The sequence below is a fragment of the Jannaschia seohaensis genome, from assembly GCF_900116765.1.
In the GTDB taxonomy this organism is placed as follows: domain Bacteria; phylum Pseudomonadota; class Alphaproteobacteria; order Rhodobacterales; family Rhodobacteraceae; genus Jannaschia; species Jannaschia seohaensis.
In genome coordinates, this window is the sequence record NZ_UETC01000007.1 from 88,440 (window position 1) to 105,437 (window position 16,998).

The 16,998-nt window shown below is 67.5% G+C and carries 16 protein-coding genes; 9 read left to right on the forward strand and 7 right to left on the reverse strand.

Annotated features, from left to right (window positions below; all coding sequences use genetic code 11):
• A complete protein-coding gene (locus tag DTQ71_RS15085) occupies positions 1 to 291 on the reverse strand; it encodes a DUF6476 family protein (protein ID WP_109565128.1) in 291 nt (96 codons plus the stop codon).
• On the opposite strand from DTQ71_RS15085, the gene DTQ71_RS15090 reads away from it, so the two are divergent.
• The 3 genes from DTQ71_RS15090 to DTQ71_RS15100 all read left to right on the forward strand — a co-directional run bounded on the left by DTQ71_RS15090 (position 290) and on the right by DTQ71_RS15100 (position 2,836).
• Complete coding sequence (locus DTQ71_RS15090) at positions 290 to 1,312, forward strand: RluA family pseudouridine synthase (RefSeq protein WP_109565129.1); 1,023 nt, start codon at positions 290 to 292, stop codon at positions 1,310 to 1,312. The genes DTQ71_RS15085 and DTQ71_RS15090 overlap by 2 nt on opposite strands.
• Before the next feature lie 240 nt (positions 1,313 to 1,552).
• Positions 1,553 to 2,446 carry an RNA polymerase sigma factor RpoH gene (gene rpoH, locus DTQ71_RS15095; protein WP_109565130.1) on the forward strand — a complete coding sequence of 298 codons (894 nt, stop codon included), beginning with the start codon at positions 1,553 to 1,555 and terminating at the stop codon, positions 2,444 to 2,446.
• 120 nt (positions 2,447 to 2,566) lie between these two features.
• Positions 2,567 to 2,836, forward strand: coding sequence for a DksA/TraR family C4-type zinc finger protein (locus tag DTQ71_RS15100; protein ID WP_109565131.1), 270 nt, complete (start codon positions 2,567 to 2,569; stop codon positions 2,834 to 2,836).
• A gap of 3 nt (positions 2,837 to 2,839) precedes the next feature.
• Here DTQ71_RS15100 and DTQ71_RS15105 read toward each other — a convergent pair whose 3' ends face one another.
• A complete protein-coding gene (locus tag DTQ71_RS15105; RefSeq protein ID WP_109565132.1) occupies positions 2,840 to 4,504 on the reverse strand; it encodes an NAD+ synthase in 1,665 nt (554 codons plus the stop codon).
• A gap of 157 nt (positions 4,505 to 4,661) precedes the next feature.
• On the opposite strand from DTQ71_RS15105, the gene DTQ71_RS15110 reads away from it, so the two are divergent.
• Together DTQ71_RS15110 and DTQ71_RS15115 are read left to right on the forward strand one after the other, a co-directional pair.
• A complete protein-coding gene (locus tag DTQ71_RS15110; protein ID WP_109565133.1) occupies positions 4,662 to 6,131 on the forward strand; it encodes an MORN repeat-containing protein in 1,470 nt (489 codons plus the stop codon).
• 135 nt (positions 6,132 to 6,266) lie between these two features.
• Complete coding sequence (locus tag DTQ71_RS15115; protein WP_109565134.1) at positions 6,267 to 6,695, forward strand: hypothetical protein; 429 nt, start codon at positions 6,267 to 6,269, stop codon at positions 6,693 to 6,695.
• 261 nt (positions 6,696 to 6,956) lie between these two features.
• On the opposite strand, the gene DTQ71_RS15120 is transcribed toward DTQ71_RS15115, so the two are convergent.
• From DTQ71_RS15120 to DTQ71_RS15130, 3 genes are all read right to left on the reverse strand, one after another.
• A complete protein-coding gene (locus DTQ71_RS15120) occupies positions 6,957 to 7,538 on the reverse strand; it encodes a PDDEXK family nuclease (protein ID WP_109565135.1) in 582 nt (193 codons plus the stop codon).
• Positions 7,539 to 7,627: 89 nt separating this feature from the next.
• Entirely contained in the window at positions 7,628 to 9,157 is a 1,530-nt protein-coding gene (locus DTQ71_RS15125) for a cryptochrome/photolyase family protein (RefSeq protein ID WP_109565136.1), read from the reverse strand.
• Positions 9,151 to 9,798 carry an SDR family NAD(P)-dependent oxidoreductase gene (locus DTQ71_RS15130; RefSeq protein WP_109565137.1) on the reverse strand — a complete coding sequence of 216 codons (648 nt, stop codon included), beginning with the start codon at positions 9,796 to 9,798 and terminating at the stop codon, positions 9,151 to 9,153. The genes DTQ71_RS15125 and DTQ71_RS15130 overlap by 7 nt, the downstream gene beginning before the upstream one ends.
• Positions 9,799 to 9,880: 82 nt before the next feature.
• Between DTQ71_RS15130 and DTQ71_RS15135 the strand changes: the two genes are divergently transcribed.
• Complete coding sequence (locus tag DTQ71_RS15135; RefSeq protein ID WP_245947574.1) at positions 9,881 to 10,648, forward strand: NHL repeat-containing protein; 768 nt, start codon at positions 9,881 to 9,883, stop codon at positions 10,646 to 10,648.
• Between the two features lie 18 nt (positions 10,649 to 10,666).
• Here the strand turns inward: DTQ71_RS15135 and DTQ71_RS15140 are convergent, their stop codons facing one another.
• Entirely contained in the window at positions 10,667 to 11,449 is a 783-nt protein-coding gene (locus DTQ71_RS15140) for a helix-turn-helix transcriptional regulator (protein ID WP_109565138.1), read from the reverse strand.
• Between the two features lie 244 nt (positions 11,450 to 11,693).
• Here DTQ71_RS15140 and DTQ71_RS15145 point away from each other — a divergent pair, with 244 nt between their 5' ends.
• A complete protein-coding gene (locus DTQ71_RS15145; RefSeq protein ID WP_109565139.1) occupies positions 11,694 to 13,271 on the forward strand; it encodes a 2-isopropylmalate synthase in 1,578 nt (525 codons plus the stop codon).
• A gap of 68 nt (positions 13,272 to 13,339) precedes the next feature.
• Complete coding sequence (locus DTQ71_RS15150; protein WP_174900362.1) at positions 13,340 to 13,906, forward strand: REP-associated tyrosine transposase; 567 nt, start codon at positions 13,340 to 13,342, stop codon at positions 13,904 to 13,906.
• On the opposite strand, the gene DTQ71_RS15155 is transcribed toward DTQ71_RS15150, so the two are convergent.
• Positions 13,866 to 14,858, reverse strand: coding sequence for an ATP-grasp fold amidoligase family protein (locus tag DTQ71_RS15155; protein WP_170125447.1), 993 nt, complete (start codon positions 14,856 to 14,858; stop codon positions 13,866 to 13,868). The two genes, DTQ71_RS15150 and DTQ71_RS15155, sit on opposite strands and share 41 nt — an antisense overlap.
• A gap of 986 nt (positions 14,859 to 15,844) precedes the next feature.
• Here DTQ71_RS15155 and DTQ71_RS15160 point away from each other — a divergent pair.
• Complete coding sequence (locus DTQ71_RS15160; RefSeq protein WP_109565141.1) at positions 15,845 to 16,882, forward strand: rod shape-determining protein; 1,038 nt, start codon at positions 15,845 to 15,847, stop codon at positions 16,880 to 16,882.
• Positions 16,883 to 16,998 lie beyond the last annotated feature (116 nt).

The window sequence follows — 16,998 nt, forward strand, 5'->3', positions numbered from 1 at the left end:
TCATTCGGGCAGGGTCACTGCCACCTCGTCCAACAGCGCCCCGGCGCCGTCGAAGATGAGGATTCGTCCCCCCTCCGTGACCACCGCCCACCAGCCCGGCCCCTGGGTGACGGCATGGGGCGTGGCACCCTCGGGCAGGGTTAGCGCCTCGGGCACGGGGATGTCCGGCACGCGCAAGCGCTGGACGAGCAGGGTCACGACCACTAGGAGGCCCACGATCATCACCGTCGTCAGCACCGTCACCAGCAGGCGCAGAAAGCGCAGGTTGGCCGGTTCCGGAAACTCGTCCATGTCGTCCGCCCTCTCCGAGACACTGCGCTTTACCCTGGCGGCGAACCCGCCGCCGCGCCTCGATAAGGCAATCGCCCGGGACGTGCCAGCCGAGGCGCATCTGAGCCGGTCGCGCCTCGCACGGCTCCTGGCCGAGGGGCGGGTGCGGGTGAATGGCGCCCTGGCCGGGGCCAAGGACCGGGCGTCGGAGGGCGATGTGGTCGAGGTCGACCTGCCCCAGGCGGCGGAGGTCGAGACCCGGGCCGAGGACATTTCCCTGGTGGTCGTCCACGAGGACGACGACCTGATCGTGATCGACAAGCCGGCGGGCATGGTGGTGCATCCGGCGCCCGGCTCGCCCGGCGGCACCTTGGTGAACGCGTTGCTGCATCATTTCGGAGGGCGTCTCTCGGGCGTGGGCGGCGAGAAGCGTCCGGGGATCGTCCACCGGATCGACAAGGACACGTCCGGTCTGCTGGTGGTGGCCAAGTCGGACGCGGCGCATCACGGGCTGGCCGCTCAGTTCGAGGCGCATACGGCGCGGCGGCGCTATCTGGCGCTGTGCCATGGCGTGCCGGACCCAGCCGACCCGCGTCTGCGCGGCCTGCGCGGCATCAGTTGGGAGCCGGGCGCGGTTCTGAAGATCACGACGCGGCTCGCGCGCCACCGCACCGACCGGCAGCGGCAGGCCGTCACCTGGGAGGGCGGGCGCCATGCCGTCACGCGGGTCTGGGTGGAGGAGGATCTGGGCGCGGCGGCGCTGATCTCCTGCCGGTTGGAGACCGGGCGCACGCATCAGATCCGGGTGCATCTGGCTCATGCGGGCCACGGGCTGATCGGCGATCCGGTCTATGGCGGGCGCCGGGCGATGCCGCGCGGCCAGCCGGGGGCGGAGGCCGCGGCGGCCTTCCCGCGCCAGGCGCTCCATGCCGCCGAACTGGGCTTCGTCCATCCGGTGAGCGGGGTGGAGATGTCGTTCGAAGCGCCCTTGCCCGACGACATGGCGGCGCTGCTGGCCGCGCTGCAGGGCGCGGCCCGTTAATCGCGCCGAAACCAGTTCGGGCGCGTGGCGTTGGGTCGACGTGAAGAGATAGATCGTTTGGTGCGGAAATGCAGGGTGTGTATCGCGTTTGCGAGACTATGCGCGGTGGAGCGCATAAGCTACACCACCTCCAAGGGTGGGCCACGCTGACGTGACCCGCGACATCTTGAATCCCGCCCCGGGCTTCCCCATTTCCACCAGAAAGGGGTGTTAAGCCCATTAACATGAGGGAGTGACCGAATGGCCGCTTACGCCAATCTTCCGGCCCCGTCGCCGGAGCAGGGTCTGAACCGCTACCTGCAGGAAATCCGCAAGTTTCCGATGCTGGAGCCGGAAGAGGAATACATGCTCGCCAAGCGGTGGGTGGAGGACGAGGATACCGAGGCCGCCCATAAGCTGGTGACCAGCCATCTGCGCCTCGCCGCCAAGATCGCAATGGGGTATCGCGGCTATGGCTTGCCGCAGGCCGAAGTCATCAGCGAGGCGAATGTCGGCCTGATGCAGGCCGTAAAGAAGTTCGACCCCGAGAAGGGCTTCCGTCTGGCGACCTATGCGATGTGGTGGATCCGGGCCGCGATCCAGGAATATGTCCTGCGCTCCTGGTCGATGGTGAAGCTCGGCACCACGAGCGCGCAGAAGAAGCTGTTCTTCAACCTGCGCAAGGCGAAGAACCGGATCGGTGCTCTGGAAGAGGGCGATTTGCGTCCCGAGAATGTCGAGCGCATCGCCACCGACCTCGGCGTGACGGCAGAGGAGGTGACGTCGATGAACCGGCGCATGTCGGGGGGCGACGCGTCGCTCAACGTCATGGTCGGGACCGACGGCGAGTCCAGCACGCAGTGGCAGGACTGGCTGACCGACGACGATGCCGATCAGGCCGCCGACTATGCCGAAAAGGACGAGTATGAGAGCCGGATTGGCCTCATGGTCGAAGCGATGGACGTGCTCAACGATCGGGAGAAGGATATCCTGACCCAGCGGCGGCTGAGCGAGGAGACCGTCACCTTGGAGGATCTGTCGAGCAAATACGACGTCTCGCGTGAGCGGATCCGCCAGATCGAGGTGCGGGCCTTCGAGAAGCTGCAGAAGCGTGTGCGGGAGCTGGCGCGCGAGAAGGGCATGGTTCCGGCCTGACGAGGGGTCGTCGGACCGCAGGGGCGGTCCGATCCGCCGGGGGGCTTTGCCCCCCGGACCCCCCAGGATATTTTCGCAGGGAAGAAGAGGAGGGCGCGGGCGCCCCCGGAAAGGCGTTGTATGGCTGGCGGGTGGACGCGGGACGGGGCTGTCGGGGAGCAGATCGAGGCCTCAATCCAGGACGAGCTGGCGCGCATGCGTGCAGCGAAGACGCCGCAGGGCGAGAGCCGGACCCATTGCGCGGAATGCGAGGAGCCGATTTCGGAGGCGCGGCGGGCGGCCTTGCCGGGTGTGAAGCTGTGCCTCGACTGCGCGTCCGAGCGGGATGGGCGTGCCGCCCCGCGGGGCGGTATCAACCGCCGCGGGTCGAAGGACTCGCAGTTGAAGTGAGCCTCAGGACGGATCGCGCCAGCGGTTCACGATAGGGTAACGGCGGTCGAGCCAGAAGGCGCGCTGGCTGAGCCGCGCGCCGGGCGCGGATTGGAAGCGCTTGTATTCGGACAGGTAGATCAGCCGCTCCACATGCTTGACCGTGTCGCGATCGTGCCCGGCGGCGACGACCTCAGCGACCGATTGTTCCTCGTCGATCAGCCGTTTGAGGATGTCGTCGAGCACGGGATAGGGCGGCAGGCTGTCCTCGTCCTTCTGATCCTCGCGCAGTTCCGCCGTGGGCGGCTTGGAGATGACGCGCTCGGGCATGACCTCGCCTGAGGGGCCCTTGAACCAGTCGACATGGTTGGCGTTGCGCCAGCGGCAGACCTCGAAGAGGTCGGTCTTGTAGAGGTCTTTCACCGGATTGTAGCCGCCCGCCATGTCGCCGTAGATCGTCGAATAGCCGACCGCGACCTCTGACTTGTTCCCGGTGGTCAGCAGCATGCCCCCCAGCTTGTTCGAGATCGCCATCATGGTCATGCCGCGGATGCGGGACTGGATGTTCTCTTCGGTCAGATCGGGGGCGCGGCCCTCGAAGATCGGGGCGAGCATGCCGTCCATCGCCTCGACCGCGGGTGCGATGGGCACGGTGTCCAGCCGCACGCCCAACCGGTCGGCCACGCCGCGCGCGTCCTCCAGCGAGTGCTCGGAGGTGTAGCGCGAGGGCAGCATCACGCAATGCACGTTCTCCGGCCCCAGCGCGTCGGTGGCGATGGCCGCGACGATGGCGCTGTCGACGCCGCCGGAGAGGCCCAGGCAGGCGGTGCGGAAGCCGGTCTTGCCCATGTAATCCCGCAGCGCCAGCACCATCGCCCGGTAGTCGGCGCCGGGCCCTTCGGGCTGAGGCGACAGGTGGCCGGGCTGGGCGCGCCAGCCGTCCTCGGTGCGGGCGAAATCGACATGGCGGATCTCCTCCTCGAAGGAGAGGAGATGCGCGGCCTGGATGCCGCCGGGGTTGAGCACAAAGCTCGCCCCGTCGAAGATCTGGTCGTCCTGGCCTCCGACGAGGTTCAGATAGGCGAGCGGCAGGCCGGTCTCGACCGTGCGCGCGACCATGTGACCGTAGCGCACGTCCTGCTTGCCGCGGAAATAGGGCGAGCCGTTGGGGACGACGAAGATCTCGGCGCCGGTCTCGGCCAGGGTCTCGGTCACGTCGTCGAACCAGGCGTCCTCGCAGATGGGCGTGCCCAGGCGCACGCCGTTCACGACGTAAGGACCGGACACGTCGCCGCTCTCGAAATAGCGCTTCTCGTCGAAGACCTTGTAGTTGGGCAGGTGGTGCTTGACGATCTCGGCCAGCACCTTGCCGCCCTGGGCGACGACATAGGCGTTGTAGGGCTTCTCCGCGCCCGTGGGCCAGAGTGGGCAGCCGAGGCCGATGGCGGGGCCGTCGGCCGTGGCGGCGATCACCTCATTGAGATGGCGGGTCGCGTCGGCGACGAAGGCGGGCTTCCGCACGAGATCCTGGGGCTGGTAGCCGCTCAGGAACATCTCGGGCAGGGCCACCATGTCGGCGCCCGCGTCGCGGCCCTGCCGCCAGGCGTCCAGAGCCTTGGCCGCATTGCCGGGCAGATCGCCCATCACGGAGTTCAGCTGCGCCAGGGTCAGGCGGAAGGTATCGGTCATGGCGTGTCCCTTGCGTGTCGGGCTGCACCTAGCGCGCCGCTCGGGCGGGGGGAAGCGCCGAAGCTGTGACACCCGGGACACGGGTGGTTGCGGGGTGGTAGCCGTGCTCCTATTGTCCACCGGCAGCGACCCTCGAACGGGTGGGAGAAGGGCAGTCATGACGCGTTTGATGGGATGGACATTTTGCGCGGCGCTGGCCGCGATGGCCGGACAGGCCCTCGCGCAGGAGGTCGTGACCAAGCAATACGAAGGCGGCGGTGTCTATGAGGGCACGTTCCGCGACGGCAAGCAGCACGGGACCGGCACCTACACGCTGCCGTCCGGCTACGAATATACCGGCGAATGGGTCGATGGCGAAATCCGGGGCCAGGGCCGGGCGCGCTTCCCGGACGGCTCAATCTACGAGGGCGCTTTCGTCGCGGGCAAGCCCGAGGGCCAGGGGCGCATCACCTTCGCCGATGGCGGCACCTATGAGGGGGAGTGGGTCGAAGGCCGGATCGAGGGCGAAGGCACCGCCGACTACGCCAACGGCACCCGCTATACCGGGCAGTTCGTGAACGCGCTCCATGACGGTCAGGGCGTGATGGAGAGCCCGAACGGCTACCGCTACGAGGGCGGCTGGGTCGCGGGCATCAAGGAGGGTGAAGGCCGCATCACCTACCCCGACGGCTCCACCTATGAAGGCCAGATGGCGGGCAATGTCCGCTCCGGCCAGGGGGTGCTGCGCACGCCGGACGGGCTGATCTATGATGGGGAGTGGGTCGACGGGCAGATCAATGGCGAAGGCACGCTGACCCAGCCCAATGGCGACGTCTATGTCGGCACGCTGGTCGCCGGGCAACGTGAGGGACAGGGCCGCGTCACCTACGCCTCTGGCGATGTCTATGAGGGGGGATTCCTGGCCGACCGGCGTCACGGCACCGGGACCTTCACCGGCACCGACGGCTATCTCTATACTGGCGAATGGGTTGAGGGCCGGATCGAGGGACAGGGCGAAGTGACCTATCCCGACGGCTCGGTCTATGTCGGTGAGTTCAAGGACGACCTCGCGCATGGGCAAGGCAAGATCACCTATGTCGACGGGGCGACATATGAAGGCGGCTGGGCCGAGGGCGTGATCGACGGCGAGGGCCGTGCCGAATATCCGAACGGCCTCGTGTATGAGGGCGGGTTCCGCAACGCGCAGAACCACGGCTTCGGGGTGATGACCTTTACCGACGGCTACCGCTACGAGGGCCAGTGGGAAGCGGGTCTGCGCCACGGCCAGGGCGTTGCGACCTATGCCGACGGCACCGTCTACGAGGGGCAGTTCGTGCGCGGCCAGCGCGAGGGGCAGGGCAAGATCACCATGGCCGACGGCTTCGTCTACGAGGGCGGCTGGCGCGCCGGCGAGATCGAGGGCGAGGGTGTGGCTACCTATGCCAATGGCGATGTCTACGAGGGCTCCTTCTCCGAAGGCCGCCGCCAGGGGCCGGGCACGATGCGCTATGCCACGGGCCAAGTCGAATCCGGTCGATGGGACAGCGGCGCTCTGGCCGAGCGCGAATCGGTCTCGACCGGGACCGAAGTGGCGCCGGCTTCGGCCGAAGGCGCTCAGACGGACGGGACGACCGAAAGCGACGGATGACGCAGGCACGGGCGCGGCGTCTCGGTGCGCCGCGACTTCCGGTCAATTGTCCAGACTTTTCCCGATGCGGGAAACCCTTTCCTCATGCCGAGCGCCTAGACCGGGTGTCATGCGTTTCGAGACGAAGGGGCTCCCATGGATATCACATCGAGCAGCGTGACGATGCCGACCCGACCCGGCAAGTCGGCCCAGGCGGTCGGTCAGATGGCGAAGGTCGCCGTGGCCGAGGCGAAAGCGGCGGGCGTGGAGCTTCCGAAAAATGCGCAGGGGCTGGCGGCGTCCTCGATCGCCGGGGGCGCGGATCCGAGTTCCGTATTCGCCGCGCTGACGACGCCCCCGCCGGTCGAGGAGGGCGACGCCCCCTCCGGCGACCCCGAGGTGGTCAGCGATGACGTTCCCACGGGGGCGGTCGACGGCGAATCGCCGGGCTCGACCCCAGAGACCGTCGATGCCGCAACGGTCGCCGCCGCGGAAGGATACGAGGCGGCGGCGTCCGTGATCAGCGTCGATGGGGTCAAGAATGGCTCCGAGATCGCGTTGGAGCTGTTGAAAGGCACGGCGTGACCCGAACCTGACGTGGGTAAACCGGCAGGAGCGCCCGACGGGCAGATTTTTGCCTGTGCCTGGCTGGGTCGCGTCTCATCGGACCAGCTGTCGCCCGCCCGCATGTCCAGGGGGCTCAGCCACGACTATCCGCCTGACAGACATCCGTCGCGCCTCGATCGACGCGCGGCTGGCCCTTCACCCGGCCGCCCGCCTCGCGCGGCACTCCTTGGTGCGAAATGCGGGCGGGGGATGGTCAGTGATGGGGGCGGTCGAGGCCGGTCAGTGGCGCACGATATGCGGAACGATCTCGGGCCAAATCGCCGAGAGAGACGGGCGCGCCGGGATCTCGACATGTGGCAGCCCCGCATCCAGCAGCGCGTCCACCCGGCGGATCTGCCTCTGCGGGCGTTTGGGATCGTCGGCAAGCAGCACGACCAAAGGCGTGCCCTGGTCGTCGGCGATCAGCAGATCAACGGACAGGTCTGCGAGCCGGTCGCTGCCGTCGCTGCGCCTCTCGGCCTTGAGAAAGACGCTCATCGCCACCCCGGCATGAAGCGTGCAAGTCGGGGCCTCGACTTCCATCTTGTCGAACAGCCGTTCATAGAGCTTGGCCATGCGCGGTGCCATCAACGGGCGCACCGAGACGCGTCCGTGCTCGCCCTCCAACTCGGTCACGGCGCGACGGGCCTTGGCGGGCAGGGCGAGCGTCTTGGCACGCTGGACCGCGCGCTCCGCCCCCGACCATTCATTCGCCCAGGACCCCGAGCCGCGCAGATCCGAATGACTCAGCGCCGAGGCAGGGCCCTCGATGGCAACGGGCTGGGCGCCGGCGAGACGGCTGAGAATTCGCTCTAGGGACATGGCATTCTCTCCGAAGGTCCTTTCCGCACGGTTAACGCTACGGGGGACACGGGTCGGAAATACGGCGGATCGGCGGTATTCCTGCGCCGTCAGACCCGTTCGCCCGCGTCCAGACGGGCCAAAATCCGGTCTCCTCCGGCGATCACCGCGCCCCTCCGATCGGCCTCCATCCTGTCCCAGGTGCGATACATTTGAGCCATCCGCGGATTGGACTGAAACCGTGCGCGATGGCGGTCAAGAAAGTGCCAATACAAGAGGTTGAACGGGCAGGCCCTGTCGCCGACCTTCTCCTTGACCGAGTAGGCGCAGCCCTTGCAGTAATCGGACATCCGGGCGATGTAATTGCCGCCTGACACATAGGGTTTCGAGCCGACAACACCGCCATCGGCGAATTGTGACATTCCGATGACGTTCGGGGCCTCGACCCATTCATAGGCATCGGCATAGACCCTGAGATACCAGTCGTGGATCTGGGCCGGACTGATTCCCGCCAGAAGCGAAAAGTTCCCGGTCACCATCAACCTCTGGATATGGTGGGCATAGGCCTCGTCCATGGTCGTGCGGACGCATTCGCGGAGGCAGGCCATGTCGGTTTCGCCAGTCCAGTAGAATTCCGGCAGGTCCCGGTCGTGCCCCAGCACGTTGCGCGCGGTGTAATCGGGGCCCTCCAGAAAGTAGACGCCGCGGATGAACTCCCGCCAACCGATGATCTGGCGGATGAAGCCTTCCGCGGCGTTGATCGGCACCTCGCCGGCCTTCCAGGCGTCCTCGACAGCCTTGCAGACCTCGCGCCAGCCCAAAAGCCCGGCATTGATGTAAGGCGAGAGCATCGCGTGGAACATGAACGGCTCGCCCGCGACCATCGCGTCTTGGTAGTCGCCATAGAGCGGCAGGCTGCGTTTGACGAAATGGCTCAGCGCGCGGCGGGCCTGGCCCGGCTCGGTCGCGAACCAGAAATCGTTGAGCCGACCGTAGCGGTTTCCGAAGCGGGCGCGGACCAGGTCCAGCACCTCTTCCACGGTCTCGTCGGGGGTGAAGCGCATAGGGCCGGGGGCGTCCAAGCCGTCCTTCGGCGGCTTGCGGTTGTCATGGTCGTAATTCCACTTGCCGCCCGCAGGCTTGTCGTCCTCCATCATCAGGCCGGTCTTGCGGCGCATCTCGCGGTAGAACCACTCCATCCGCAATTCCTTGCGTCCCTCGGCCCAGGCTTCGAACTCCGCGTGGGAGCAGAGGAAGCGGTCGTCGGGGAACATGTGGACGGGGAGGGGGGCGTCCTCCAGCGCGGAGATCAGGCGAAACTCGCCCGGCTCGGTCGCGAGGACTTCGGCCGCGCCGGTCGCCTCGGCGGCGCGCAGCAGTTCGCCCGGGATGGACTGGCTGTTCTCGGGATCGTCGAGCGTGGTGTAGCGCACCGTCCAGCCCGCCTGCCGCAGGCGCGCGGCGTGCTTGCGCATCGCGGCGAAGAGGAACGCGATCTTCTTGGGGTGGTGCAGGACGTAATCCGTCTCGGCCTGGACCTCGGCCATGACGACCGTATCGGTCGTCGGGTCTCCCTCCCGCAGGGCCGACAGATCGTCGGAGAGTTGGTCGCCCAGGACCAGGATCAGCCGGCCTACCATTCGATCCGTTCCCCGGCATAGTCGAAGAAACCGCCCGTCTCGGACGGATCGAGCCCGGTCAGCACGCCGATCAGGTTCTCGGCGGCCTGCGCGGCCGTGACCTTCTTGGCCTTGTAGCCTTCGGTGAACGGGGTCTCCACGGTGCCGGGATGGAGGGCGACAACGACCGAGTTCTTGCGCTTGCGCCCGATCTCTATCGCCGCGCCATGGACGATCTGGTTCGCGGCCGCCTTGGCCGCGCGATAGCTGTACCAGCCGCCCATTCTGTTGTCCCCGATGGAGCCAACGCGGGCTGTCAGCACGCCGACGCGGGCGGTTTCGGTGAGCTTCGGCGCGAGGTGCTTCAGCACGAGGGCCGGGCCGATGGCGTCAACCGCGAAGATGCGCGCCATGGCGTCGGCGTCGATCGCGTCGAGCGCCTTTTCGGGGGCGTGCCCCTCGGGCGCGAGGATGCCGGTGGCGACGAAGGCGAGATCGACGGGGGGCAGGGGCGCGAGGCTTGCCGCGATCGAGGCCTCGTCGGTCACGTCGAGCCCCTCCGCGCTGCGAGACAGACGGGTGACGTCGTGGCTGTCGGCCAGCCGGTCGGCGAGCGCGGCGCCGATCCCGCCGGAGGCGCCGATGACGATTGCGTGGCCCATGAGATCCTCGTTGGTCGGTCGTTTCCCTTGACCTTGAGCGAGCTAGGGCCAGCCTCCTGAAAAACGAGGCATGGAGTGTCGCATGGGACGGTTGGGACTGGTCATCTGCATGGGCCTCTTGGCGACGCCTAGCGCGGCGCTGGAGTTGAAGCTGACCGAAAGCTACCGGCTGAACCGCCCGGCGAGCCTGGACTACGACCCGACCTTTTGCGGGCTGTGGATCGCGAATGAAGGACCGGAGGCCGTCCTCGTGACGCTCGCCGGAGAGGAGCTGCGCCGCATCCGCGCCGATCTCAGCCGCATCAAGGCCATCGCCTTGGAGAAGGATCATCTGATCGTCGGCGACGGCTATGGCCGCATGCAGCGGCTGACCAAGGACGGCGCGCCGCTGGGCCCGCCCTTTCCGGTGGAGGGCGGCTATTCCGACATCGAAGGCGTGGCGGTCGCGGCAGACGGGATGCTGGTGACGGTCGAGGACGATCCGGAGCGCCTGACCTGGTTCACCCCCGACGGCGCCATCGCGCGCCGGATCGACACCACGCGGCTCGACCCGCCGCTGATGGAGCCGCAGGGGATCGCCATCGACCCGCGCACGGGCCATCTGCTGATCGTCGACGACCGGGAGGGGACGAACGCGCTCTATGAATTCTCTCCCGAGGGCGCGCTCCTGGCGACGGCCTCGCTCTGGGAATATGGCAGCGACCCCGAGGGGATCGCGATCCGGCCCGGCTCGAACCAGCTGTTCATCGCTTTCGACGAGGGGGCCAGTATCGCCAGCTTCGACTACGTCCCGACCCTGCCCGAGGGCGCCGAACTCCCCCCGCCCGGGGCGGATTGCATGATGTTCTGAGGGCTGAGGCCGAAGCCGTCAGACCGACAGCAGGTTCAGGGTCAACGCCTTGCGCACCGCATGGCTGGTATTGGTCGCGTTCAGCGCCTGCCGCGCGAGGCGGAGGTGTTTTTCGATGGTGGTCGCCTCGACCTCCATGATCAGGGCGATGTCCTTGACGGTCTTCCCCTGGCTCGACCATTCCAACACCTCGCGTTGCCGCGAGGAGAGCGGGCGCAACAGCGGCTGCGGCAGGGTCGAGACCCGCAGATGCAGCGTCCGGGCCAGGGTCTCGATGGCGGTGCCGTGGACCTGCCAGATCGCGTAGGCGTCCCGGTCGTCGACATCGGCGGCCAGGCAGATCGACATCGCCCCGTTGACGCCCGGTATCGCATCCTGCAACCCGCCCAGGAAGCCCGGCCCGATCCCGTGGGCCTTCCGCAGCTCCATCAGCCGATGCAGTTGTCGCGTCACCGGGCCGTCAAAGCCCTCGGCCACCTCCGAGACCGCCTTGAAGCCGCCATGGGATTGCGCCCATTCGAAGAGGGGATTGCAGATGTAAAGCTGCTCGTCGACATAGGCGTCGAGCCATTCGCGTGGGCCATGATGGAGCAGCAGGACCTCGGCCGGATCGATCGGATCCGGTGGCCCGCGATGACGGGCCTGGGCATAGAGCAGGAAATCGAAGCCGAGCGACAGGGTGACCCGAACGAACGTCTTCCAGGCCGCGCCGACCGTGTTCGCGCGCAGGATCTCTCCGAGCGCAGACAGCTGCCCATCGGCTGTCAAAGGGGCGAGTTCGGTCGCGGGGGCGTTCGTCATGCGAGGCTCCTACTTTAACGTAAAGATCACGAACTTGGCATTCGAAAGCAACGGTGATGCGCGGCATGTGGGGGAAAGTTGGAATTTCGGGCTTCACATCCCGATCCGCACGAGTATTCTTCGCGCCATGATCTGGTGCCTGCCCCTGGACCTTCTTCTTAGCCGCTCCTGAGCGTGCCATCCGGCGCGACCGCTCGGGAGTGGACCAGCGCCGAAGAAGCCCAGACAGAACAGGACCCTTGCCATGACCACGCCCGATCAGATCACCGACCCGAACCGCGTCCTCATCTTTGACACCACGCTGCGCGATGGGGAACAGTCGCCCGGTGCGACCATGACTCATGACGAAAAGCTGGAGATCGCCTCCATGCTCGACGAGATGGGGGTGGATATCATTGAGGCGGGCTTTCCGATCGCCTCGGACGGCGATTTCGAGGCCGTCTCCGAGATCGCCCGCCGCACCGAACGGGCCACGATCTGCGGCCTGGCCCGCGCCAATTTCAAGGATATCGACCGCTGCTGGGAGGCGGTGAAGCACGCCAAGTCGCCGCGCATCCACACTTTCATCGGCACCTCGCCCCTGCACCGCGCCATCCCGAACCTGACCATGGACGAGATGGCCGACCGAATCCACGACACCGTGACCCATGCCCGCAACCTCTGCGACAACGTGCAATGGTCTCCGATGGACGCGACCCGGACGGAGTGGGACTATCTCGCCCGCGTGGTCGAGATCGCGATCAAGGCGGGGGCGACCACGATCAACATCCCCGACACCGTCGGCTACACCGCGCCCAATGAAAGCGCCGAACTGATCCGCCGTCTGATCGCCGAGGTGCCGGGGGCGGAGGACGTTATCTTCGCGACCCACTGCCACAACGATCTCGGTATGGCGACGGCCAACGCCCTGGCGGCCGTCGAGGGCGGGGCGCGCCAGATCGAGTGCACGATCAACGGGTTGGGCGAGCGCGCTGGCAACACGGCGCTGGAAGAGGTGGTGATGGCGCTCAAGGTGCGCCACGACATCATGCCCTTCACCACGGGCATCGACACGACCAAGCTGATGGCGATCTCGCGCCGGGTCAGCGCCGTCTCGGGCTTCTCGGTGCAGCCGAACAAGGCCATCGTCGGCAAGAACGCCTTCGCTCACGAATCGGGCATCCACCAGGACGGGATGCTGAAGAACGCCGAGACCTTCGAGATCATGCGCCCCGAGGATGTCGGTCTGACCGAGACCTCGCTGGTCATGGGCAAGCATTCGGGCCGTGCCGCGCTGCGCTCCAAGCTCAAGGAACTGGGCTATAACGTCGAAGGCAACCAGCTGGCCGATGTGTTCTTCCGGTTCAAGGCCCTGGCCGACCGCAAGAAAGAGGTGTTCGACGAGGATCTGATCGCGCTGATGCAGGACGAGGAACGCTCGGGCGAGGACCGGATCAAGGTCGAAAGCCTGCGCGTCGTCTGCGGCACCGGCGGCCCGGCCGAGGCGCAGCTGACGCTGACCGTCGACGGCGCGCCGCTCTCGTCGGAGGCGAAGGGCGACGGCCCGGTCGACGCGGCCTTCAATGCGGTCAAGGCGCTGGTGGATCACAGCGCGCGGCTGCAACTCTATCAGGTCTCGGCCGTGACCGAGGGCACCGACGCCCAGGCCACCGTGACGGTGCGGATGGAGGAGGACGGCCGGATCGTTTCGGGCCAGTCCGCCGATACCGACACCGTGGTCGCGAGTGTGCGCGCCTATGTCAACGCGCTCAACCGGCTGATGATGCGGCGCGAGAAGGCGGGCCGCGATGCGCGCGAGATCAGCTACAAAGACGCGGGCTGACAGGAGGTAGGGCGGGGATATCCCCGCCCTACACCTTTCGTTAACCTTCTCTCGTGCAGGGTCGGGCCATGCCCGTTTCCCGCCGCCCCGCGATTCCCGGCGCCACGATTTTCGTGACGGCCTGCCTGTCGGACTGGGAATCCGACCTGTTGCTTCGACATGTCGGGCTCCTGCGGGAGGCCGTGCGCAGGTCGCGTGCGGACCGACCCTTTGCCATCGAGGCCTGGGTCACCTTGCCCGACCATTCCCACGCCGTCTGGCGCCTGCCCGAGGGGGATGCGGATTTCTCCACGCGGATGGCCGCGATCAAGGCCCGGTTCACGCAGGGCTTGGGTAGGGCGGGAATTTCCCCGCCGCGCCCGCGCGTCGGCCCGGCGGGCGGGGCGACCCCCGCCCTACGGCGCCAGCGCCAGACTGGACCCTGGCAACCTCGCTTTTGGGAGCATCACATCCGCGATGCCGACGATTTCGACGCCCATATCCGCTACTGCTGGACCGATCCGGTGAAGCACCGGCTGGTCGCCGATCCGTTCGACTGGCGCCATTCCTCGATCCATCGCGACATGGCCGCGCGGCTTGCCACGGGCGCGGCGATCAGGAACCGCGAAGCGCCAGCGCCCGCCGCAGCACCCTGAGATAGAGGCGGCGGACCGGGCCGCCGGTGATCTCGCGCAGCGCGGGCGCCTCCCGCAGATCCCAGGCGCGCGACAGAAGTACGTCCGGATCATAGCCATTGCCGACGAACTTGCCTCCCTCGGAATAGAGCGTCAGCTCCCCCAGCCACACGCCCCGGTCATCGGCCAGGAAATCGACGCGGACATGATCGAGCCCTCGCCCCAAGGCCCGCGCCGCGCGCACCATCTCGCGAAACCGGGGATGGATCGGTGCCTTCTTCCGCACGCGGCAGATGCCTGGCGGGTCGGGGAGGAGCCGCAGTTTCCCTTGCGCGTCCGGTTGAAATGCTTGCCCGGCCTTCGGTCGGCTCTCTGGGTCGATGCGGACGACCCGTGCGATGCGGCCCCCGAAGACGTAGAACTTCCAGTCTTCCAACGGCACGCCGGCCCGCCCGACGCGGTGCTCGATGAAGATCTCGCGCGGGACGGCCAGATAGGCCCATTCGCCGTTGCGCCGGCCGAAATCGTCGGTCAGCCAGCCGCGCACTCGCTTGCGCACCACAGCCGGGTCGCTTCCATCCCGAGCCACCACATGCACACCGCCGGAATTGTGGTTGACCTTCACCACCGCGTCCTCGGTCAGCAAGCAGTCGGGCAGATCCTCGGCGCGTTCGCCCCGCCACAACACGGCGGGCCTTTCCGGCAGGTCCAACCCCAGCCCTCCGACCCAGTCCCGCGCCGCCAGCTTGTCCGAGAGTACGACATGCAGCGGGTCTCGATCCACGACCTTCCGCCAGAGGAACTTCTCGTCACCGGCCAGCGGCAGGGCGTGGAATGGGCGAAAACCCTGCGCCCGGGCCCGCCGCCAGGAATTGACCATCAGCCGCGGTGCGCGCAGCGCGATCCAGAGCTCGGCCGCCAGAAGCACTGCGCAGTCGGCGAAGGGCAATCCGGAGAGGCGGGATGGACGCATGATCCTCGGTCTAGGCGGGCGGGTGAGATGCGTCCAGACGGTCCCGCCGGGCCAGGGGCGTCGGCCTGCCGACCGGACCTTTGGTGCGATCGGGAAGGACGTGATCGACATGGCGGCGCGCAGTTGCAACCGGACCTGATTGCCCGCCAGGTCGCTGGTAGGGCCGCCTCAGCAAGCCAAGATCCCGTCATGCGCGGCAATGACCAACGAGCAGACTGCGACTGTCCCGCCGAGCGCGGAGGGAAGACTCCGGCGCCCCCGACTGGTGCCACCGCCAGAACGGCAGTTGCAATTCCACCGAGAGAGGCGAGTGGAGTCAGGGCTCGAAGCACGGTCATCGCGGAGACTTGTCGATGCCTGTCGGGGAATGCGTTACGGTCGCCACAAGTGGAACGGAGCCATCGCCCGAGGATTGCCATGCCGAAACCCAAGCCGGACCCCGCCGCGATGCTCGAGGCGGTGGCCGATCATGTCCCGGCCAATCGCTTGAGCACCGCAAGCCCGCGCTCCCTCGCGCTGCCGGATCGGCTCCCGCCGAGCCTCCGCGCTCGCCTCGCGGAAATCGTCGCGCTACTGTGGAGGACCGCCTTTCGTCCCGATCGGAGGGGCCGGCGCGATATCGTCTCTGCGGCGGGGCAGGGGCGGTGGGCGCGGCCGTTATCGACAGGCTCCTGGCCTGGGTTGCCGCCCGCCCTACCGGAGGAGATCGACGATACCGGGTCTGCCGCGCGGCTCGTCCTGACCGTCATGGAGGGGGGGGCTCGTCATGGACGCCATCGGCCGGCCAGCGATTTCCGAGGCTGCGAGCGAGGCCTTCGATCAGGGCGCGGGGTCGCTCAAATGAATGGTCAGGGGGCGCCGATGGGCGGATTGCGGCCTAAAGGCGCGTGGGCCGCCCTTGTCCCCGCATGTGCCGACCGGCTAGACGCGCTCGAAACCCTCCGGGCGTCCGCGTCGCGGGGGCGATAGGGTTTGGGGAACGCGACATGTCTATCTTCGGAAGCCTGTTCAGCAAGGACATGGCCATCGATCTCGGGACGGCGAACACGCTGGTCTACGTCAAGGGCAAGGGAATCGTCCTGAACGAGCCCTCCGTGGTGGCCTATCACATGAAGGCCGGCCGCAAGGAGGTGCTGGCCGTGGGCGAGGACGCCAAGCTCATGCTCGGCCGCACCCCCGGCTCGATCGAGGCGATCCGGCCCATGCGCGAGGGCGTCATCGCCGATTTCGACACCGCCGAGGAGATGATCAAGCACTTCATCCGCAAGGTGCATAAGCGCTCGACCTTCACCAAGCCCAAGATCATCGTCTGTGTCCCCCACGGCGCGACCCCCGTGGAAAAGCGCGCCATTCGGCAGTCGGTGCTGGGCGCGGGCGCGCGCAAGGCGGGCCTCATCGCCGAGCCCATCGCCGCGGCCATCGGGGCGGGCATGCCGATCACGGACCCGACCGGCTCGATGGTGGTCGATATCGGCGGCGGCACGACCGAGGTCGCGGTGATGTCCCTGGCCGATATCGTCTATGCCCGCTCGATCCGCGTCGGCGGCGACCGTATGGACGAGGCGCTGATCTCCTATCTGCGCCGTCACCAGAACTTGCTGGTGGGCGAGGCGACGGCCGAGCGCATCAAAAAGGAGATCGGCACCGCCCGCATGCCTGAGGACGGGCGCGGCGAGGTGATGCGCATCCGAGGCCGCGACCTGCTCAACGGCGTCCCCAAGGAGACCGAGATCAGTCAGGCCCAGGTCGCCGAGGCCCTGGCCGAGCCGGTGCAGCAGATCTGCGAAGGCGTGATGACCGCGCTCGAATCGACCCCCCCCGATCTCGCCGCCGACATCGTCGATCGCGGCGTGATGCTGACCGGCGGCGGTGCGCTTCTGGGCGAGCTGGACCTCGCGCTCCGCGAGCAGACCGGCCTCGCCATCTCGGTCGCCGACGAGAGCCTGAACTGCGTCGCGCTCGGCACCGGCAAGGCCCTGGAATACGAGCGCCAATTGTCCCACGTTATCGATTACGACAGCTGACCCTGGAACATCCCTTAACAGACCGTTAACGCCGCTTTCTTCCCTGCTTAAATATCCCGGGGGTCCGGGGGCTGGCCCCCGGTCCCGCACCCGGCCAAACGCGCTCCCCCTCGGGG